Genomic DNA, 20,046 nt, shown 5'->3' on the forward strand with positions numbered 1-20,046 from the left:
TGTCCCCCATCGGTGCGCGTCGGAGAATTCGTCCGCTCGTTGTCCATGCCGAAGATGAGCGAATACCGACATCTCGTTCCCAAGGTGTGGGAATCGGAGTCCGGTTTGAGGGGACGTCGTCGGAAAGTTTCTACCGTCCATGTTCGTACCCCCTCTCGGGCGACACAGTACGCGTAGACCGAGACGCAATTACTGTCTGACAGTACAGCCGGATCGCTATGCGGGTGACGCTGCCGAGAACGCGGTTCGATACGAGACGTGGCGTGGAGACGCTGAGGTCCGTCCCGAGTCTCAGAGTGGGCACGCTCTGGCGAGGTGGCTCCGATGACGAACGTCGCGGAGACGGCCGTCCTCGTTCAGGGGGACGAGTCGGTGCACATCGGTCACCCCGAGTTACAGGCGCTCCCACGAGAGACGAAGGAGATCGTCGTCTCATGTGCATCTGGACTCCGACACGAGTCCGCCTGGACAGGCGTTCGTGTCGGCGAACTCCTCGCCGTCGCCGATGCGCCACCCGAGACGACGCACATTGCCGTGACGGGCGCTGATGGCTGTCACGTCTACGTCGAACTCGCTGATGCGCTCTCCGGACTGGTCGCGACAGAACGAGACGGCGAGACTCTCGACTCGCCACGGCTGGTCGTGCCGGGGATCGACGGGATGCGAACCGTGAAAGACGTCGTCCAACTCGAGGCAGTCGCGCTCGCCCCCGACGAAGATCCACGGACGTACGAACACCACCCAGAGAGAGGTGAAGTGTCGTGACCGTTGGCGACGGCCGAGTTCGCGGCGTCGTCCTCGCGGGTGGCCAGAGCACTCGATTCGGTGACGACGACAAGGCGCTCGCCCCCCTCGACGGGGAGCCACTCATCTCGCACGTCGTGTCGGCTCTCTATACGGCGGTCGAGACGCGTCCACTGCTCGCTGCCCGGACCGACGAGCGCGCAGTGAACCTGCTTTCGGTCCTTCCACGTCTCCCGACTGTCGTCGACGACGACCGATACGAAGGCCCGGTGGCAGGGCTGTTCGCGGCCGCCGAAGCGGTGTCGGAACCGTGGTTCGTCGTCGTCGGCTGTGACATGCCGCTCATCTCCCGGGCAGCGATTCGAACGCTCCTCTCTAACACCACGTCCGAGACGGGGGCCGTCGTCGCGTGCGACGACACCGAAATGCCCGAACCTCTCCTCGCTGCATACCGAACGACAGCAGTTCGCCAGTTGCAGACAAACAGCGTCCGGATCGAGAGTCTACGAGACGTGCTCGACGCGCTCTCGGAGGTTCGACTGCTTCACGTCGACGCACATCCCGTCTTCGAGCGCGCCGTGACGAACGTGAACACGCAAAACGAGTTGACGACACTCCGCAGAGCAGCGCTCCACTGACCGACAGTTCGATCACCCCACGGCCGAACCCGGGGCCAGCCGTCTCCCCATCGTGTCGCTGTCGAACAACTGTGCCGCCAACTTTCGTTCGGCGGCGCGCAGATGCTGCATGTAGGTTGACTGGCAGACGTCCATCATCGAAGCGACCTCCTCTCCGCTGTGCTCACGCGGCCACTCGAAGTAGCCCGCGAGGTGGGCGATTCTGATCGCCTCGAGTTGTCGGTCGGTGAGTACAGCCTCGAGTTCTTCGCGGAACCCGACCGCAGTGTCGACAGTGCGCTCTCGTTCACGCCGACCGACGAGGTCACATACCTCGAAGCGCGTTCGCAGCGTCTCTACGATCGGGCGAACGTCGACGCCGGTCGGTACGTCGACGACCAACTCCCCGTCGAGCGTCGCAGCGGCGACAGTCAGTTCACCGATCGTCGCCCCGTGCGTCGCGAGTGTGTCCGCGAGCGTCTCGGTGCCCGTCGCGACGACTCGAATTACACACTCCGATTCGGTCTCCGAGACGACGGTCGGGTCGTCGAGGTCGGCGACTGCCGCGACCGCCTCGTGTGCCGTCTCACCGTCGACGTCGTGGATTCGAACGAAGAGGACGCGCTTGGACTCCCGTCCGGCAGTCGTCCGCACCAGCTCGACGTCCCGTTCGCTCTCCCGTGCGAGTGCAAAGAGCGGTGCGCTCGTGTCGTTGACGGCGAACGTCAACTCGGTGATCCGGTCGTCGACGAGCTCACGCCGGCGATCGGCGGCGTTGATCGCGCTGCCGATGGTGTCGCCCAGTTCGGCTCGAACCTCGGACGAGATCGTCTCGAAGAACTCCGGCGTCCGTGTGGCGACGACGAGTGCACCGTAGCGACTGTTCCGGAAAGTGAGGGGGACGACACCGACCGTATCGGCAGTCGTCTCGACGCCGTCCAGCGACGAGAGCGACGTCGAGACGCTGGTCTGTCCGTGGTCGACTGCCGCTGTGACGACCGCCAGCTCGTCGGCCGCGTCGTCGAGGAGTCCGTCCACGACGTCCGTCTCTCCTGCCACGTAACGCGTCCGGAGTCGCCCGCTCGCAGTGCGGTCGACGATCCCGGCGGCGACGACCTGTGCGTCATTCACGAGACGATCCACGACCGTCCGTTCGACGTCGTCTCTATTCGTCGCCGTCACGAGACGGCGGTTCACGTCGCGGAGGAGTTGGTTCATCCGATTGAGGCGAACCAGCCGTTCGTTCTGTCGTTCGATCCGCCGCTGTTGCCGCTTCCGCTCGGTGACGTCGCTGTCGACGGCGACGAACTGCTCGATCTCGCCGTCGTTCGTCACGGGTGCGATAGTCATGTCCACCCAGTGCTGTTCACCGGACGCGTCCTGGTTGACGATCTCGCCGTCCCACACGTCGCCGCGGGAGATCGTCTCCCACATCTCCTCGTAGTATGCTGTCTGGTGTTCGCCGGACTTCCAGAGTCGTGGGTTCTCGCCGACGACCTCCTCGGGGGAGTAGCCGGTGACTGCTTCGATGGAGGGGTTCGCGTAGGTGATCGTCCCGTCCGGGTCGGTGAAGAAGATCGCGTGGCCGGCGTGTTCGACGGCTTTCTTGAACGTACAGAGCTCGTCGTTCGCTGACTGCAGCTTCCGTGTGAGACGCCGCTCTTCGTCGACGTACCGGTCGAGATAGTGGATCGTGAGGAAGGCGAGACCACTGACGACGAGCCCCGGTACCTCTTCGAGCCCCGTCGTCGCCGTACTGGCGGCCGTCAGCAGCTGTCTGACGGTCATGAACGTCAGCAACACTGTGAGAAACCCAAACCGTCGGTCGCCACTTCGGCGGAGCAAGACCAACGAGTAGCCGACACCGACGAGTCGGAGTACGATGGACGTCAGGAGGACACCGTTCATCTCGAGACACGCCTCTGTGTCCGATCGTGGCCCGTCTTTCGGCCCGTCACACGGTGCGTCATAGGGCAACCTTCGGAGAGGGTGTCCGTATAAGCCCCCGTCGTTTTCAGTCCGTGGGAATCGCCGAATGCGGGCGTTCTCCACGGGGACCAAACAGTATGGGTAGGTAGTTGTCCCCCTTCTGGGAGCGCTCAGCAGGGGGCCAACAGTATTGGTACTACGCTCTCTGGGTGACGGACTGTAGTCTTACCTGTATGAGTGACCCAACCCCCGAGACCGATCACGGGGCGAGCACAGACGGAGGAAGCAGATGAGCGTCGACGACACCGACGCGACCCCGGGCATCCCGTCGGTCGACCTCGAGCCGAGCCAGTTCGACGAGATGGTCGACACCGAACTCGACGACCCAGCGGAGATACTCGCGGAGGTCGACTTCGACACCGAGCTCGGCATCGAGATGGCCGAAGACGCAAAGCGCGTCTCCCGTGGCGAACTCACCGGCGACGAGTACTGGGAGAAGTTCGACGAGGCGGCCGCCGCCGAGTTCGGCGAGGCGTATCGGGAGACGCCGAATCCGGCGATCGACCGCACCGAACAGACTATCTCGACGGAGACGGCGGACTCGCTTGGCTGCTCGGTCGGATCGATGTGTGACGTCGCGTCGCAACTCGACGGCGACGTCGAATCGGACGACGACCGTTCGCGGTGGGGGATGGTAATCGACCTGCAGAAGTGCATCGGCTGTGACTCGTGTACGGTCGCGTGCAAGGCCGAAAACCGGACGCCACCGGGCGTCTCCTACAACGTGGTCATGGAGGAGGAACACGGCGAGTTCCCCAACGTGACACGGACGAACCTGCCGCGGCCGTGTATGCAGTGTGAGAACCCGCCGTGCGTGCAGGTCTGTCCGGTCAGCGCGACGTACAAGATGGACAACGGCGTGGTCAACATCGACTACGACCGCTGTATCGGCTGTCGGTACTGCATGATCGCGTGTCCCTACGGGGCACGCTACTTCGACTTCGGCGAGAACTACGACGAAGAGGTCGAAGAGGCGGGTGAAGTCACCAGCCCCGAGTATCTCGTCGACCGCGGCGACCGTGAAGCGGGCGCTTCGCCGGTCGGCAACGTGCGCAAGTGCAGTTTCTGTATGCACCGTCTCGAGCGCGGTGAAGAACCCGCGTGCGTGGAGACGTGTGTCGGCGATGCCCGAAACATGGGCGACCTGAACGACACCGAGAGCGAAGCGGCCGAGCTGGCGGAGTCGAACCGGGCGTTCCAACTGAAAGAGGGTGAGGGGACCGATCCCAACGTCTACTACCTGAAATAAGCTCATGGCAACACAACACAGATCGGCCTACGACCCGGGGTTCGTCGACAACCGACTGCGTGTCGCGTGGTACGGACTACTCGCCGTCTTGCTCGGTGTCGGTGGGTACGCGATGTGGCTTCGCATCGACGGTGGCATGGCGACGACCAACCTCACGAGTGTGACCCCTTGGGGTGCGTGGGTCGCGTTCTACATCTACTTCGTGGGGCTGTCGGCCGGTGCGTTCCTCGTGAGTACGCTCGCGAACGTCTTCGAGATGCCGGGGATGCACCGGATCGACCGCGACGCGCTGTTCGCGGCGATCATCAGCATGGTCGTCGCACTCCTGTTCGTCTGGACCGACCTCGGGCGGATGGACCGGATGTACTATCCGTTCTTCTGGCGACAGCTGACCTCCGCGCTCTCGTGGGAGGTCCACGCGTACGTCGCGTACATCACGGTGCTCGTCACGGAGCTGTATCTCTCGATGCGCATCGACTTGGCGCGCGTCGCGGCTCGCGGCGATGGGTGGCGAAACCGTCTCTGCGGGCTGTTGACGCTCGGACGGCGGGGGACCGACGAGGACTCCCGTGCGACCGACAGGAAGTGGCTCAAACGCGTCGGAACGCTCGGAATCCCACTCGCCATCTTCCTCGTCCACGGTGGGACCGGCGTCCTCTTCGCCGTCGCGAAAGCACGCCCCTACTGGAACAGCGGTCTGTTCCCGATCATCTTCGTGATCTCCGCTGTCGTGTCGGGGACTGCGCTGGTCTCGGTGCTCTACGTACTTCGGACGCGGCTCTTCGACGGCGCGTCAGTCGACCGCGACCTCCTCGAACGACTGGCCTCGCTCATCGCCGCGTTCGTCCTGACCGACGCGGCGCTGACGGCGATCGACGCGCTGATCGCACTCGCCAGTCTGCACCCCCACGAAGTCGAGACGTGGAACATCGTCCTCTTCGGCGAGATGTCGTGGTCCTTTTGGTGGTTCATGGTGGGACTCGGCTGGTTGTTCCCGCTCGTCGTGTTGAGCAAGCGCTCGTGGCGTCGCCGCCCTTGGTTCGTCGCTGCGGCCGGGCTCAGCGTCGTCGTCGGCATCGTCGCCGTCCGCTTCAACATCGTCGTTCCACCGCAGATCCTCCCCGTGATGGACGGGCTTCCGCACGGATCGTACTTCCCGACGGCAGTCGAGTGGCTGACGAGCCTCGGTATGGTCGCCGTCGGCCTCTTGCTGTACACGCTCGGCGCAGAGTTCCTCCCACTGACCCCCCTCGAAGGTGACCACTGATGAGTCAAGACACACCCGACAGCTCCGAGAGTATCGACTCGACCGACGACGCGGCCGACAGCGGGTCGGTCTCCCGACGAGACTTCGTCAAGGCCGCCGGGACGATCGGCGTCGTCGCGGCCGCCAGCAACGCCACCGTCGATATCGACACCGCCGACCTCTGGAGCGACGCCGAACAACACTACGTCGGCGACGACATCGGTGACTACGACGCCACCGACGTCATCCACACCACGTGTGGTCAGTGCAACACCTTCTGTCCCGTGAAGGTGCGTATCGACGACGGCGACGCACCGGGCGAGTACAGTTCCCTCATCCGGAAACTCGCCGGCAACCCCTACTCGTTTCTCAACACACAGCCGTTCGGTCAAGTCCCCTACGAGAGCGACCCGGCGTCCGTCGCGACCGGCGACGTCGAGGGCAGCGGTGACGTCGCGACCGACCGCTGGTCGCTCTCCGGCGGCCGGATCTGCCTGAAGGGTCAGGCGGGCATCCAGACGGCCTACGACACCTATCGCGTCCGGAAGCCGCTCAAGCGGGTCGGACCGCGCGGGAGCGGCGAGTGGCGGTCGATATCGTGGGAGCAGGCGCTCGAAGAGATCGTCACGGGCGACGACAGCCTCGGCCACCCGGGGATTCGGGACATGTGGGCGTTCGCTCCCGAAGAGGAAGTGATGGCCGACTGGGAGGCCGTCCAAGCCGGCGAACTCGCGAAAGCCGCCTTCGACGACAAGTGGGGCGACCGACTCATCGACACCGACCACCCGGACCTCGGCCCGAAGGCGAATCAACTCGTCGACGTTGGCGGATTCCGTCGCAACTTCATCCGGACGCGCCTCTGGTCGCAGGGGCTCGGGTCGATCAACAGTTTCCACCACGCAGGCACCTGCGGGTTCTCCAGCGTCATGGGCAACGTTCGGTCCTACGCCGCGAAAAAGAAACGCCAGTACGCCGACATCGAGAACTGCGAGTATCTCCTCGTCTGGGGGACGAACCCGATGGTGGCCAACAAGGGGCCGACCTGGCTCGCACCGAAACTGACGAACGCCATCCAGTCGGGGATGCGGATGGACGTCGTCGACCCGCGAATGTCGAAGACGGCGGAGAAAGCCGAGACGTGGGTTCCGGTCGACCCCGGTGCGGACGGCGCGCTCGCACTCGGGATGGCACGCTGGATTCTCGAACACGACCGCTACGAGAAGGAGTACCTCACGAACCCCGCACAGTCGGCCGCGAGCAACGACGGCGAACCGACGTGGAGCGACGCGACGCATCTCGTCCGGGTCGACGCCGAAGGGGGACCCAAAGCGCGGGTCAGCGACGTCGGGTCGGTCGACGCCGACACCGATGCCGACGCGGCAGACGAGTTCGTCGTCGTCGACGCCGAGACTGGCGCGATACAGGCGGCGAGCGAGACAGAGAAAGGCGTGCTCGACGTCGACATCACGGTCGACGGCGAGCGACTCAAGAGCGTCTGGGGGCTCTACCGGGACCGAGTCTACGAGTACACGGTCGGCGAGTACGCCGAGATGGCGGGCGTCTCGCCGGACCTGGTCGCCGAGATCGCCGACGAGTTCACGAGTCACGGCAAGCGGGCGGCGATCATGAGCTACCGCGGTCCCGCGAAACACACGAACGGGTTCTACAACACGCGGGCGATCGCGACGCTCCAGCATCTCATCGGGAACTACGACTGGAAGGGTGGGCAGATCACGCCGTACGCGGGGTACAGTACCATGTCGGGGCGGTACGAACTCGGCACCGTCCCCGACGGGCACTCGCCGTGGGGCATCTCGCTCGTCCGCGGCGGCGCCAGCTACGAGGACAGTTCGCTGTTCGAGCGAGACGACGGCTATCCGGCACGACGCCCGTGGTTCCCCGTCGCTCCCCCACAGGCGACACAGGAGATCTACGGCTCTGCGAAGGACGGCTATCCGTACCCGATCGAGGCGCTGTTCATCCGCCCGTACTCGAACAACCACGTGATGTCGGTGCCGGGCGGCGACGCCATCACCGACATCCTCGGGGACACCGACACGATTCCGTTGGTCGTCGCCTCCGACACCGTCATCGGCGAGACGAGCAAGTACGCCGACTACATCCTCCCAGAACCGACCTACCTGGAGCGGTGGGAGAACTTCGGGACGTATCCGAACAAACGCCTCGCAGACGAGAAGATCAGCCAACCGGCCGTGAAGGTCGTCCCGGACGCCCGCCCGTTCGAGGAGGTGCTGATCGACCTCTGGAAGCGGATGGAGCTGCCGGGCGTCGGCGAGGGAGCGATCCCCGATGCGAACGGAACTCTGTGGCCGCTCGACACCGCCGAAGACTTCTACGTCAAACTGGCCGCCAACGTCGCTTACGACCGTGACCCCGTCGCGGATGCCTCCGACGAGGAACTCGAGGTGTTCCGTCGGTCACACGAGAAGGGACTCGGTGACCACTTCGACGTCGGTGACTGGCGAGACGCAGTCACCGCCGAGGAGTGGCGCAAGGTCGTGACGGTGCTGAACCGTGGCGGGCGATTCGAAGAACCGGTCGACGGGTACGCCGACGCCTACGCCGAGCAGGGACACGACTACCCGTATGCCGAGCGTGGCGGGGACCGCTCGAACGCTTACGACGGTGACCAGATGCGCTATCAGCTGGGGTCGCGCGTCGACTTCTACAGCGAGGCCGTCGCTCGGGGGCGGCACTCCTTCACGGGCGAGCGGTTCGACCCGCTCCCGAAGGTCGACGACATCCGCCACTACGACGGGAGTCTGCAGGTCGGCGTGAAACGTCGGGAGACGTCTGACCGCCCGCTCCAGCTCATCAACTGGAAGCCACGCACCCAGGGGATGCACCGGACGACGAACTCCCCGTGGCTCCGGGAGACGCGTCCGGAGAACCCGCTGTGGATCAACCCCGACGACGCGGACGAACGCGGTATCGAGAACGGCGACCGCATCCGCATCGACGCCGGACGCCGTGTCGTCGAGGGCGTCGCGATGGTGACCCAGGGGATTCGCCCCGGTGTCGTCGGCGCGATGTGGGGTTGGGGCCGCGACGGCGACGGCGCAGTCTCAGAGACCGTCGACGGCGAGACGAGGCAGCCAGCCGGTGAGTACGGCCACACGCCGTATCAGTTCGACCGGCCGATGACCGACGACGCCGGCATCGCCAAGGGACGCGACGCCGGGTTCGCGATCAACCACGTTCAGCCGTTCGACCAGTCGCTCGGCGACACCGGCCTGAGTGACCTCGTGGGGGGGAGCAGTGCGCAGTTCGACGCCTACGTCGACGTCGAACGGCTCGACGGAGGTGAGCACTGATGTCCACACTGGGAGACGAGAGCGACCCCGACGCGTTCGCTCGCTCGCGGGCACGCGTCTACGGGCTCTTCGCCGCGGTGTTCGACGGCGACGTCGAGACGCTCCGCGAGGCGATCGACGACGACGCCTTCGCGCGCTTGGCGGAGACGCTCCCGGGCGAAGTCGACCTCGGTCCGCTCGACGGAACGTTCGACCACGAGGCGCTCGCGTTCGCGTACGACAATCTGTTCGTCGTCCCTGGCGAGCACTACGTGCCGCCGTTCGCGTCCGCACACGCGACGACGCCGTCGAAGTCCTTCGAGTCGCCGTCGGCGTATCACGACGCCGGAACCGCCGGTGAACTGCTCGGTGACTCGGCGGCGAGACTCTCACAGCTGTACGCTCGTACCGGGTTCGAACCCGGACGAGGCGACGGCGTCCCCGACCATCTCGCCGCGATCTTCGAGTTCCAGCAGGCGCTGTGCACCCACGAGGCGGCCCTCGACGACGACACCGCGGCGTTGGACGGGCTCCTGTCGCTGCAGCGCTCGGTGTTCGGCGAACTCGCCTGGCTCGACGCGTTCGACACCGCCGTCCAGAAGCGAGACTCGGCAGTCGGCGTCTTCGCGACGCTGAGTCGACTCGCCCGAATCTTCGTCGCGTGGGACGCTCGCGAATCACCGGCCGCAGTCAGTGATTCCGAGACGCCCGCGTCGCCCGACCACACAGCCGAACCATCCGACGAACACGACCACCCGACCAAGACCACCAATGACAGCTGACTCGACGACTCTCATCGACGCGCTTCGAACAGTGACCGACCCGAAACTCGACGACGACATCGTCGCGACCGGCCTCGTCACCGACGTCCGAGTCGACGGGGAGACGGCACGTCTCGAACTCGACCTGGGGGCCCCGCACGCACCGACCGAAGCGGCGATCGCAGACGACGTTCGTGAGGCAGTTCGGTCGGTCGGGCTCACACCCGACCTCCGAGCGACGCCGACAGCGGCGGCCGAGAGAAGCGTCCTCCCGCGAGTGAAGAACGTGGTCGCCGTCGCCTCGGGGAAAGGCGGCGTCGGGAAGTCGACGATCGCGACGAACCTCGCGGCCGGGCTCGCCGACCGAGGCGCACGGGTCGGGATTCTCGACGCCGACGTGTACGGGCCGAACGTTCCCCGGATGCTCGGCGTCAACGACGACCCGACTGTCTCGTACGACGGCGAGACGGACCGCATCGTCCCACCGGTGGCGTACGACGTCTCGGTGATGAGTGTCGGACTGCTCGTCGACGAGGGCGACCCGGTCGTCTGGCGTGGGCCGATGGCCCACAACGTGCTCTCGGATCTGTTCGACGACGTGGTCTGGGGTCCGCTCGACTATCTCGTGGTCGACCTCCCGCCGGGGACGGGCGACGTACAGCTGACGATCCTCCAGCGGCTGCCCGTGACGGGCGCAGTCGTCGTGACGACACCGCAGGACGTCGCCACCGACGACACGCGCCGTGCGATGCGGATGTTCGCCGAATATCAGACGCCCGTGTTGGGCGTCGTCGAGAACATGTCGACGTTCCGGTGTCCGGACTGCGAGACCACACACGAACTGTTCGGGCGGGGTGGCGGAGAGACGCTCGCGGCGGAAGTCGACGTGCCGCATCTCGGTGACGTCCCGCTCGACCCCGCCGTCCGAAGCGGTGGTGACGGCGGATGCCCCGTCGTCCTCGAAGCGAACGAGACGGGAGAGGCGTTCCGCGACCTCACCGGTCGTGTCGCCGACGCCGTCGGCTATCTCGGTCGACACGCCCGCGCGTCGAACGCAGCGAACGCGTCACCCGTGTCCCCCTCGGAAGCAGAGGATTGAGTCTGTCAGTCGACGACGGCAGTCGCCATTCTTTTCAGCCACTCGACGGAAGCTGTCGCTACGATGGTCCTCCCGAGACGAATGCTCGAAGGAGCCGGCGTCGCCGTCGGTCTCTTCGTGCTCTTCGGTGTCGTGACCGGGCTGATTCCGAACCCCGTCTACGTCCGAATGGTTCCGCGAACGCCGCTCGACTATCTGTATCTCACGACGACGTCCGTGTTCGCGGGTGCGTTCGTCGCCCAACGACCAGTCACCGTCGGTTCGGGCGACGACCGCTTCGCGGCCGGCGGGGTCGTCGGCGGATTTCTCGCGTTCGGCTGTCCCATCTGCAACGTCGTCTTGCTCACACTCTTCGGGTCGTCGGCGCTGATGACGTATCTCGAGCCGTACCGTCCGCTGCTCGGAGCGGTGACGACGGTCTTCCTCGCGGGACTCTTGTACTATCGCCACCGGCGCACCTGTGAGACGTGCGACTAGCGTCAACTGCCTCGAGGTCATCCCCCGTGGCATCAGCCTCGAAACGCTGTGAAACAGCTCGGCTCCCGGTCGCTCTGATGGCGCGAGAACCGGGGCGGGTATTTATGGCCCGTCCGGACGAGCCTCCTCCCGATGTACGAACGTATCCTCCTTGCGACCGACGGAACCGTCGCGTCGACGAACGCCGAAACGCACGCGATCGAGACGGCAGCCGAACACGGGGCCACGCTCCACGCGCTGTACGTCGTTGACGAGAGCGTCTACTCCGCCTATAGCGGCGACGAGTACGTCGACGAGGCGGAGGGGCCGGAGCACGGACTCGAAGAGCACGGCCAAGAGACGCTTCGGCGGATCGAAGCGCAGGCCGACGAGGCCGGCGTGACCGTGGTCGACGCGCTCGAACACGGGATGCCCCACGAGGTCATCGTCGACTACGCGACCGAGGAGGACGTCGATCTCGTCGTCCTCGGGACGAAGCGCCGTCCCGACGAGTACCGAAGTCTCCTCGGGAGCGTCACCGACCGTGTCCTCCGACTGACCGACCGCCCGGCGCTTGTCATCAAGACCGACGTCGAGGAGTAGCACCATCGAGAGTTTCGGTGCCGATACCGATGTGACTGGGTGCGTCTGTCAGTGACCCACGACTGAAGTCGTGGACTTCCTCCTCGAATCTCTGTGAACGGTTCCAGTTCGAACGTCAGAAAGTGCGCCAGAATGCTCTTGTCGGTGTCGTAGACAGGAAGCGGGAGCAGCGACCGGATCCGTGTGGCTAGTACTCGACCCCAGTACCGGTCGATATCCAATCGAACTCTTCGATTCTGTCGTTGCCGCGGTCGTCCTCCTGGCTCTCCGCGACGAATTCGAGGACGGCCGCCACTTCCTCGAAGTTCTCGCCGCGAGCGAGAGTGTCCGTCTGCGGGTTCCAGTCGACGAACCCGTAGTCGTCGAGCGTGTCGAGGTGGACACACCTGAGTTTGCGTTCGAGGACGTCGGGGTCGTCGTCGACAAACGCGTGAGACGACTCTGACTCGCAGTCTGGATGCTCTGATTCCCGGTCTGGATGGGCCGTTGGGTCAGCGAGGAAGCGGAGAACGTATCGTCCGAAAGGGTGACCGAGTGCGTCGAACACCTCGTCCAGCGAACAGTCGGTCGGTGGCTCTGCGTCGGAAAGCGGACGCCGAGAGGCGAGACGATCGAACAACGGAGACAGTTCGTCGAATCGCTCGCCACGAGTGATGGTGTCTGTCTCGCGGTCCCACTGGACGAATCCGAGGTCGACGAGTTTCGAGAGGTGGTCGTAGTAGCGTCCCTTCTCGAGGAGGTCCGAGTCATCGATCTCGTCGACGACCCAGTCCGAGGCGACGCCGTGTTCGGCCCGGTGATCGGAGCCGGCGAGCGCCACGAAGAGACGTCGACAATGCTCGTGAGCGAGAAGGTCGAACGCCTCCTCGGAGAAGCGGTCGACTGTCACGAACGCGGTGTTGTCAGTTGCCATTGGGTATCCTGTGGCGCGTTTGCGCCCAGTGAAACGTATCGACGGTGGCAGTACCGAAACGCGCCGTGGTTGACGTGGCTACGTGTTTTTACGTAAAGACGATATGACGTTCGGTCAGTCGACAGACACGGCGTTCGTGACGAGTGTTTCGACACCACCACGGATGCGTTTCGAGGCGGCTTGCGGCGTGATCCCCAACTCGTCGCCGATCTCCTTGAGCGAGACTCTGCTCGGGGTCTCGAAGTACCCACGTCTGCTCGCCACGACGAGCGCCTCTCGCTGGCTCGAGGTGAGACCGTCCAAATCGTAGGCGTCCGACGCCGGTTCGCTGACGCGGTGAACGGTCAGCGGCAGTTCACTGTCGGTACACGCCTGTTGGAACGACGCGAGCGACTCGTGGGTAGCGGCCCGTAACCTGAACTGCCACGTGTCGTCGGTTCCGACGGCCGACTCGACGATGACGTCGTGACTGCGAAGCGCTTGGAGGAACCCGTCGCTGTCCAGCGTATCGGCCCACTCGATGTGATAGAGTCGCTTGTCGGGGCCGACATCGACCTCTCTGAGGCGCCCGACCCGAGGATCGCGACGCACCGACTCCTCAAACGCAGCGTAGTCCTCCGCCTCTGCCCAGAAGTAGGGTGCTAGCATCTCACCCGTCGGAACGAGTTGTGTCAACTCGATTCGGACGGGTCGGTAGTCGTTGAGAACTTCTCCGAGCTGAAAGGAGTCACTCGGAACCGAAATCTCGGCGAGGACGACGCTCACGGGTTACACTCCTCTGGAGACAGGTGAGAACAGTCGATCGGAGTCGAACGGTCCGGGAGGTGACGTCTGTCTGTTCCGACCTCCGTTTCGAGATCGTCACCCGGTTGCTCATGGGAACGATGACCGCCGACTCCTGTACGCCACGACCACCATCCGCTTCGGGTTCCGTCTTCAAAGGTAGCCATCGTACACATGCGTACTCGGAGAATATCTACGGGTAAAAATTTATTAGCCAACAGCTATTTCACGGACCCCTGCCCGAGACAGGCGCTATCGCGCCCACCGTCGATCGGGGGAGTCGGGCGCCTACAGCGGACGGAACGGGAGCGTCGCCCGCTGACCACTTGTGTAGGCCAGTGTGTCGGCCTGTGAGACGCCGTCGGGCGTGACGAGATCCATGACGAGCGGCGCCTGGTCGACCGCGCCGGCCTTCGCGCCGCCGAAGACGTAGCCGGCGTTGGATTCGGCGACCGGTCGCAGACTGCCGCGGTCCTCCGACTGGACCATCGCGACGACCTCGAGGTCGGCGGCGTCGACGCCGTCGAACGCCCCGCGGTCGAGGCTCATCGTCACGGTTCCGGCCGACGTGTCGACGCTCTCGGCGACGGACACGGCAGAGCCGTCGTCTCTGGTGAGCGGCGCACCGCTCGACGTCACCGCACTCTTGGTGAACCCGCTGATCTCGAGGCGGTAGTGCCACGGCCGCTCGAAGTCGACGTTTGCCCCGAGATCGTCGAGGCTTGCGGTGCTGCCGCCGTCCTTCGACGGATCGCGAACCCAGACGACGAACAGCTGCGGCGAGAAGCCGCGGCCACTCCCGAAGGCGTTGTAGAGCGTCTCGACCTCGAACGTGAACTCGTAGAGACTCGGCGTCTGCGCGACGGTGAACGACTGGAGGTCGAACGCGCCGGGCCGGAACGCCTCGTTCGTCGGGTAGGTGTACGTGCCGGGGCCGTCGTCGTCGCCCTGCGGGTCGGCGACGGAGGCGACAGTCACCGGCGGCTCGATTGTCACCGTCTCGGTCGCCAGCGTCGTCCCGTCTGCCGTCCGGACGGTCAGATCGTACGTCCCCGGGTCGTCGATGGCGTACGAGAGCGTGACCGACTGCTCGGTCGTGTTCGGCGGGAAGCGGACGTTCGTCGTCGCCGACAGCTCTCCATCGAGGAGTAGCTCGACCGTCGTCCCGCCGACGTAATCGCTGTCGTTCGACCCGGTGGCCGTGACGAACTGCTCTTTGACGAACGCCTCGTCGTCGACGTCGACGGAGAGCTCCTGCGTCGGTCGCTCGTAGGTCGGCAGTTCGGCGATCTCTGTCCCCGTCGCTCGCCGGAGTCTGATCGCCGTCCCGCCGGATTCGACCATCGACGCGAGGATCGTCGTACTCGGGTCGACGAGCACCTCGTCGATACGGACGTCGGTGAGGTTCTCGTCGAACGAGGCGTCGACGCCGTCCGAGTAGATCTCGGCGACGTACTTCGGCCCTTTCGGCTCGCGACCGTTGCCCGGTACGCCGTTCGATCGCTCGGCGTCTCCGTTCGCTCCGTTCCCGCCCGGACGCAAGAAGTCGAGCGGGACGTCCAGCGCACGACCGTTCTCGTCGGTCATCGCGCCGACGTACCAGACGTCGTCCTTCCGGCGCGCGGTGACCATGTAGCCGCCGATCTCGGCATCGAGTACCGTCGTATCGTCCCAGCCGGCGGCCGGGACGTCCTCGACGAACTCGAAGGCGGGCACCGTCGGTCCCCGAGTCGGCTCCGTCGCGGGCGTCGGCATCGACTCGCCGACGGGCGTCAGCGCCACCGAGTCAAGGTTGAAGCCACCCGTGTCGTCGTCGGTCAGCGTCAACGTGACGTCGGTGTTTCCGGCGTCGAGCGAGACGGTCGTGGCGGCGGTCGTCCACTCGTCCCAGTAGTCGGTCGGCGAGAGCGTGAGTCGAGTGCGCTGCTCACCGTCGACGGCGACGGTGACCGTCCGCGGTGTGTCTGCCGGGACAGCGTTGTTCTCGCTGTCGCTGGCGTACCGTAACTGCAGGTCGTAGTCGCCCGCCTCGGCGACGTCCGAGACCGTCCACGAGAGACTCGACCCCGTCTCGACGGTGTTGGGGTCGAACTCGACGTACCGCCCGCCCTGTGCGTTCGCCCACGTCGCCGACCGCGCGAGTCCGTCGCGGTCGGCGAACTCGGCCTGCATCACCTCGCCGACGCCGGCCTCGGCGTCCTGCTCCGCGAGGTAGGAACTCGGGAGGTCCGCGACCATCTGCAGGCCGCTGAAGTAGGTCGGGTACATCGCGAGCTGTTTCGCGCGCGTCGTCTCGATGCCGCCGGATCCCGAGTCCATGTCGAAGATACCCGGCGTGTACTCGACGGGGCCGCCCAGCATCCGCGTAAAGGGGAACGTCACGTGGTGCGAGGGGCTGACCGTCCCGAAGGAGTCGTACTCCTGGCCGAGCACGCCCTCGCGGGTCATCACGTTGGGGTAGCTCCGCCGTTCGCCGGTCGGTTTGATCGGTTCGTGCACTTCCAGCATCTGTCGGTGTTTGGCCGCCTCGCGATAGACGAGGTAGTGGTGGTTGACCAGCGGCTGACAGTGGTGGTTGTACGTTGTCCCGTCGATGGAGACGCCGCTGTCGGCGACGTAACCGGTCTTGATCGAGCGGATGCCGAGGTCGTCGTAGTCGGCGAAGGGGTTCGGGGAGTCGTCCAACTGCGACTCGTAGTTCGAGACGTTTCCGGCGGTCTCGTTGTGGGCCGTCATCTCTACCGGCGGGTCGAGTCGGCGGCCGAACTCGGTCACCTCCTCGATGTCGAAGTCCGGGTAGGTGTCGTCGAAGTCCATCGTACTCCCGTCGCCGGGATAGGAGCTCCACCCTTCGTTCCACCCCTCGACGAGCACGCTCGGGATGCCGTGCTCGCTGGCGAACTCCATGTAGCGCTTCATTCGCCCGGTCTGTGCGCCGTGGTTGCCCGACTCCGCCCCCGTGTACTCCCAGTCGGCGCGCCCCGTGATCATCAGCCACCAGACGCCGAGGAACTTCTGGGGTTCGATCCAGTCGGTTCCCTGCGGGAACTCCGCGGAGTCGCGCGGTTCGTTGAGGTTAACGACGAGACTCGACTCGACGAGCCCGCCCGGCGAGTCGGCCACCTGGAGCGTCCGCCACGGCGTCCGATGCGGTGCCGACGCCGTCACTTTCGTCCCGTCCGGCAGCGGTGCCAGCGTCGACTCGAAGGTGGTCGACCCCGTCGAAACGGGTTCGACGCCCATCGCCGCGTAGTCGACGAGGTCCGCCTCGTGGACGCTCACGTAGCAGTCCTCGGCGGCCTTCATCGTCATCGGGGTGTGTGCACCGCCGAACGGACTCAGCTGTCCGACCTCGCTCAGCGGCGACTCGGTGTACTCGTACTCGTAGCTGTTGAAGTCGTTCTGGATCCACCAAGAGGTGTAGTCGCCCGCGAACGCGAACTCGGTGCGTTCGGAACTGATCGTGAAGTCCCCGAACCCGCTCTCTTCGGGGAAGACGTACCGGAACCCGACACCGTCGTCGAACGCGCGCAGTTCGAGCGTGAGCGCACGCTCCGCGCCCCCGGACTCGCGAAGGCCGACGCGGAGCGCCTCGTAGTGTTCGCGGATCTCGTCGTACTGGTCCCAGACCGGCGTCCACGTCTCGTCGACACCGGTTCGCTCGGTGCCGGTGACCGTCACGTCCGCCTCGAACGGCGCCTGACGTTGGAACTCGAAGCCGAGCGCGGAGTCGTCGACGACGGTCCGCCCGTCGTAAGCGACGCGATACATCGGGACGCCGTCGGCGACGTCGACGGTCACCTCGACGCAGCCGTCCGGTGACGTGAGCGTCTGGACGGCCGAGTCGTCACCCGTCGTCACCTGTGTGGCCGTCTCGGCGGCGACGTTCAGCGAGAAGGTGGAGGCTGCGGCCAACGAAGCCAACCCGCTCACGAACGTCCGTCGATCGAGGTTTGCTAACGAACGATTACTTTGTTCATCAACCATTACGAACGACAATTGATAGCACGGTATTAAATCTAGTGGGTAGTTGAGAGAACGTCGTGTCAGAGAGAAAGGAACTCGAGCGACTGGAGAGAACGTGAATCCTCTCTCAGTAGTGTTTCGAGACACATCATCTCTGCAAGTGAAGATCGGCGTTTAGGGGTGTTGAAGAGGTTCCTTTCGAGAGAAGTACAGACCGAAGCCACCCCTACCCATTCGCCTCGTCGAACGAACGGTTCGGGGCAAACAACTTTGGGAACCCTTGCCAAAGTCCAACCACGAATGAGCGACGGGAGGAACGAGATCGCGACGGGTCAGTCGCGGATGGACGACCGGATCGCCCCTCCACCATCGTTCGTCGAGCAGGCGAACGTCACCGACCCGACCGTCTACGAGACGTTCGACGCGGAGTGGCCGGACTGTTGGCGACGTGCTGCCGACCTGCTGACGTGGACGCAGTCCCCCGAGTCGGTGCTCGACGACGGCGGCGACAGCGACGGCGTCCGATGGTTCCCCGGCGGCCGTCTCAACGCGTCGGAGAACTGTCTGGACCGCCACGTCGACGCCGGGCGCGGGGACCAGACGGCGATACAGTGGGAGGGGAAACTCGGCGAGACCCGGACGAAGACGTATCGGGAACTGCATCGGGACGTCAACGCCTTCGCGGCCGGACTGCGCGACCTCGAGGTCGAGGCAGACGACGTCGTCACGCTGTTCATGCCGGTCATTCCCGAGTTGGTCGTGGCGATGCTGGCGTGTGCGCGCATCGGCGCACCCCACTCGGTGGTGTTCGCCGGGTTCTCCGCGGACGCGCTCGCGACTCGGATGGAGCGCGCGGAGTCGGACGTGGTCGTCACCTGCGACGGCTACTACCGCCGCGGTAACGCCGTCGACCTGCTGAGCAAGGTCGACAACGCCTGTCTCTCGGTTTCCTACGAAACGACCCAGGTGGTGGTCGACCGCCTCGGCGACGAGCGGTATCTCGGCGACCACCGACGGTACTGCGACCTGCTCGCGGCCCACGACGGCGAGACCGTCGACCCGGTCGAGCGCGCGGCCGACGACCTCCTGTTCTACATCTACACCTCGGGGACGACGGGCGAACCGACGCAGGTCCGCCACACGACGGGTGGGTATCTGTCGCACGTCGCGTGGACGAGCCACGCCGTGTTGGATCTCGAACCGCGGGACACTCACTGGTGTACCGCCGATATCGGCTGGATCACGGGCCACTCTTACGTCGTGTACGGCCCACTCGCGCTCGGCGCGACGACCGTCCTCTACGAGGGGACGCCCGACCAACCGGAGAAAGATCGGTTCTGGAAGATCATCGAACGTAACGCCGTCGACGTCTTCTACACGGCACCGACTGCGATCCGCGCGTTCATGAAGTGGGGAGCGGACCACCTCGCAGACTACGACCTCTCCTCGCTGCGCCTGCTCGGGACGGTCGGCGAACCGATCGACGAGACGGCGTGGAAGTGGTACTACAAGCACATCGGCAACGAGGAGTGCCCCATCGTCGACACGTGGTGGCAGACCGAGACCGGCGGCATGATGCTGTCGACGCTACCCGCAGTCGACGCGATGCGGCCCGGGGTCGTCGGGCGACCGCTCCCCGGCGTCGAACTAGCGGTGGTCAACGGACTCGGCGAGGAGCTGCCGGACGGCGAGACGGGACAGTTGGTCGTGACGAAACCGTGGCCGGGACAGCCGAAGTCGCTCTGTGAGGGCACTGAGTGGGCGCAATCGATACACCTGACAGAGAGTATCGACCGCTGGCGCTACGCGACCGGCGACAGCGCGATGCGACACGACGACGGCTACGTCAGCCTTCTCGGCCGGCTCGACGACGTGCTCAACGTCTCCGGCAAGCGCCTCGGGACGACGGAGATCGAGTCGGCTATCGTCGCCATCGACGGCATCGCGGAGGCCGCCGTCGTCGGCGGCGACGACGAGCTGCGGGGGTCGACCGTCCACGCCTATGTCAGCCCAGAAGCGAACGTCGCCGCCGCCGACGACCTCCGGACACGGGTGCGGGAGGGCGTCGAGGACGCTATCGGCCCCGTCGCCGTCCCGACGGAGATCACGTTCACGAGCGCACTCCCCAAGACGCGTTCGGGGAAGATCCTCCGACGTTACCTCGAAGCGATCGCGAACGGGGAGGACCCCGGCGACACGAGCGCCCTCCGAAACCCGGAGGTCGTCGGCGAGCTCGAATCACTCGTAGACGACTGATTTCGCTAAAGATCGAAATAGCGAAGCTATTCTTCTCCGCTCGCCCCGAG

General features: G+C 65.3%; 14 protein-coding genes. 10 read left to right on the forward strand and 4 right to left on the reverse strand.

Features of this window, described 5'->3' with window-relative positions; genetic code table 11:
- Positions 1-324 precede the first annotated feature (324 nt).
- Together BSG17_RS17565 and BSG17_RS17570 are read left to right on the forward strand one after the other, a co-directional pair.
- Positions 325-765 (forward strand): molybdopterin-dependent oxidoreductase, encoded by a 441-nt coding sequence (locus tag BSG17_RS17565; protein ID WP_089826425.1) that lies wholly within the window; start codon positions 325-327, stop codon positions 763-765.
- Positions 762-1,382: a molybdenum cofactor guanylyltransferase gene (locus BSG17_RS17570; RefSeq protein WP_089826427.1), complete on the forward strand. Its 621-nt coding sequence runs from the start codon at positions 762-764 to the stop codon at positions 1,380-1,382. Before BSG17_RS17565 ends, BSG17_RS17570 begins: the two co-directional genes overlap by 4 nt.
- A gap of 12 nt (positions 1,383-1,394) precedes the next feature.
- Here the strand turns inward: BSG17_RS17570 and BSG17_RS17575 are convergent, their stop codons facing one another.
- Positions 1,395-3,269, reverse strand: a complete 1,875-nt coding sequence (locus BSG17_RS17575) for a bacterio-opsin activator domain-containing protein (RefSeq protein WP_089826429.1) — start codon at positions 3,267-3,269, stop codon at positions 1,395-1,397.
- A gap of 310 nt (positions 3,270-3,579) precedes the next feature.
- On the opposite strand from BSG17_RS17575, the gene BSG17_RS17580 reads away from it, so the two are divergent.
- From BSG17_RS17580 to BSG17_RS17610, 7 genes are all read left to right on the forward strand, one after another.
- A complete protein-coding gene (locus BSG17_RS17580; protein ID WP_089826430.1) occupies positions 3,580-4,599 on the forward strand; it encodes a 4Fe-4S dicluster domain-containing protein in 1,020 nt (339 codons plus the stop codon).
- A gap of 4 nt (positions 4,600-4,603) precedes the next feature.
- Positions 4,604-5,866: an NrfD/PsrC family molybdoenzyme membrane anchor subunit gene (gene nrfD / locus BSG17_RS17585; protein WP_089826432.1), complete on the forward strand. Its 1,263-nt coding sequence runs from the start codon at positions 4,604-4,606 to the stop codon at positions 5,864-5,866.
- Positions 5,866-9,180 (forward strand): molybdopterin-dependent oxidoreductase, encoded by a 3,315-nt coding sequence (locus BSG17_RS17590; RefSeq protein WP_089826434.1) that lies wholly within the window; start codon positions 5,866-5,868, stop codon positions 9,178-9,180. Before nrfD ends, BSG17_RS17590 begins: the two co-directional genes overlap by 1 nt.
- On the forward strand, positions 9,180-9,941 hold the full coding sequence (locus tag BSG17_RS17595; RefSeq protein WP_089826436.1) for a TorD/DmsD family molecular chaperone: 762 nt from the start codon (positions 9,180-9,182) through the stop codon (positions 9,939-9,941). The genes BSG17_RS17590 and BSG17_RS17595 overlap by 1 nt, the downstream gene beginning before the upstream one ends.
- Entirely contained in the window at positions 9,931-11,019 is a 1,089-nt protein-coding gene (locus tag BSG17_RS17600) for an Mrp/NBP35 family ATP-binding protein (RefSeq protein WP_089826438.1), read from the forward strand. Before BSG17_RS17595 ends, BSG17_RS17600 begins: the two co-directional genes overlap by 11 nt.
- A 63-nt stretch (positions 11,020-11,082) precedes the next feature.
- A complete protein-coding gene (locus tag BSG17_RS17605) occupies positions 11,083-11,496 on the forward strand; it encodes a hypothetical protein (RefSeq protein ID WP_089826440.1) in 414 nt (137 codons plus the stop codon).
- A 132-nt stretch (positions 11,497-11,628) separates the two neighbouring features.
- Positions 11,629-12,078, forward strand: coding sequence for a universal stress protein (locus BSG17_RS17610; RefSeq protein ID WP_089826442.1), 450 nt, complete (start codon positions 11,629-11,631; stop codon positions 12,076-12,078).
- 187 nt (positions 12,079-12,265) lie between these two features.
- Here BSG17_RS17610 and BSG17_RS17615 read toward each other — a convergent pair whose 3' ends face one another.
- The 3 genes from BSG17_RS17615 to BSG17_RS17625 form a co-directional block, all read right to left on the reverse strand.
- Positions 12,266-12,991, reverse strand: a complete 726-nt coding sequence (locus BSG17_RS17615) for a hypothetical protein (protein ID WP_089826444.1) — start codon at positions 12,989-12,991, stop codon at positions 12,266-12,268.
- Between the two features lie 114 nt (positions 12,992-13,105).
- Positions 13,106-13,756 (reverse strand): helix-turn-helix domain-containing protein, encoded by a 651-nt coding sequence (locus tag BSG17_RS17620; RefSeq protein WP_089826446.1) that lies wholly within the window; start codon positions 13,754-13,756, stop codon positions 13,106-13,108.
- Between the two features lie 306 nt (positions 13,757-14,062).
- Entirely contained in the window at positions 14,063-17,761 is a 3,699-nt protein-coding gene (locus BSG17_RS17625) for a glycoside hydrolase family 97 N-terminal domain-containing protein (RefSeq protein ID WP_089826448.1), read from the reverse strand.
- Positions 17,762-18,040: 279 nt separating this feature from the next.
- Between BSG17_RS17625 and BSG17_RS17630 the strand changes: the two genes are divergently transcribed.
- Positions 18,041-19,996, forward strand: coding sequence for an acetate--CoA ligase (locus BSG17_RS17630; RefSeq protein ID WP_089826450.1), 1,956 nt, complete (start codon positions 18,041-18,043; stop codon positions 19,994-19,996).
- Positions 19,997-20,046 lie beyond the last annotated feature (50 nt).

It is taken from the genome of Halogranum amylolyticum (assembly GCF_900110465.1).
GTDB classification, from domain to species: domain Archaea; phylum Halobacteriota; class Halobacteria; order Halobacteriales; family Haloferacaceae; genus Halogranum; species Halogranum amylolyticum.

Bases quoted from the DNA above. Each gene is read 5' to 3' on its own strand.
- BSG17_RS17590 (WP_089826434.1), top strand. From the start codon at position 5,866: ATGAGTCAAGACACACCCGACAGCTCCGAGAGTATCGACTCGACCGAC.
- BSG17_RS17610 (WP_089826442.1), top strand. From the start codon at position 11,629: ATGTACGAACGTATCCTCCTTGCGACCGACGGAACCGTCGCGTCGACG.
- BSG17_RS17595 (WP_089826436.1), top strand. From the start codon at position 9,180: ATGTCCACACTGGGAGACGAGAGCGACCCCGACGCGTTCGCTCGCTCG.
- BSG17_RS17575 (WP_089826429.1), bottom strand. From the start codon at position 3,269: ATGAACGGTGTCCTCCTGACGTCCATCGTACTCCGACTCGTCGGTGTC.
- BSG17_RS17580 (WP_089826430.1), top strand. From the start codon at position 3,580: ATGAGCGTCGACGACACCGACGCGACCCCGGGCATCCCGTCGGTCGAC.
- BSG17_RS17605 (WP_089826440.1), top strand. From the start codon at position 11,083: ATGGTCCTCCCGAGACGAATGCTCGAAGGAGCCGGCGTCGCCGTCGGT.
- nrfD (WP_089826432.1), top strand. From the start codon at position 4,604: ATGGCAACACAACACAGATCGGCCTACGACCCGGGGTTCGTCGACAAC.
- BSG17_RS17630 (WP_089826450.1), top strand. From the start codon at position 18,041: ATGAGCGACGGGAGGAACGAGATCGCGACGGGTCAGTCGCGGATGGAC.
- BSG17_RS17600 (WP_089826438.1), top strand. From the start codon at position 9,931: ATGACAGCTGACTCGACGACTCTCATCGACGCGCTTCGAACAGTGACC.
- BSG17_RS17625 (WP_089826448.1), bottom strand. From the start codon at position 17,761: ATGGTTGATGAACAAAGTAATCGTTCGTTAGCAAACCTCGATCGACGG.
- BSG17_RS17565 (WP_089826425.1), top strand. From the start codon at position 325: ATGACGAACGTCGCGGAGACGGCCGTCCTCGTTCAGGGGGACGAGTCG.
- BSG17_RS17615 (WP_089826444.1), bottom strand. From the start codon at position 12,991: ATGGCAACTGACAACACCGCGTTCGTGACAGTCGACCGCTTCTCCGAG.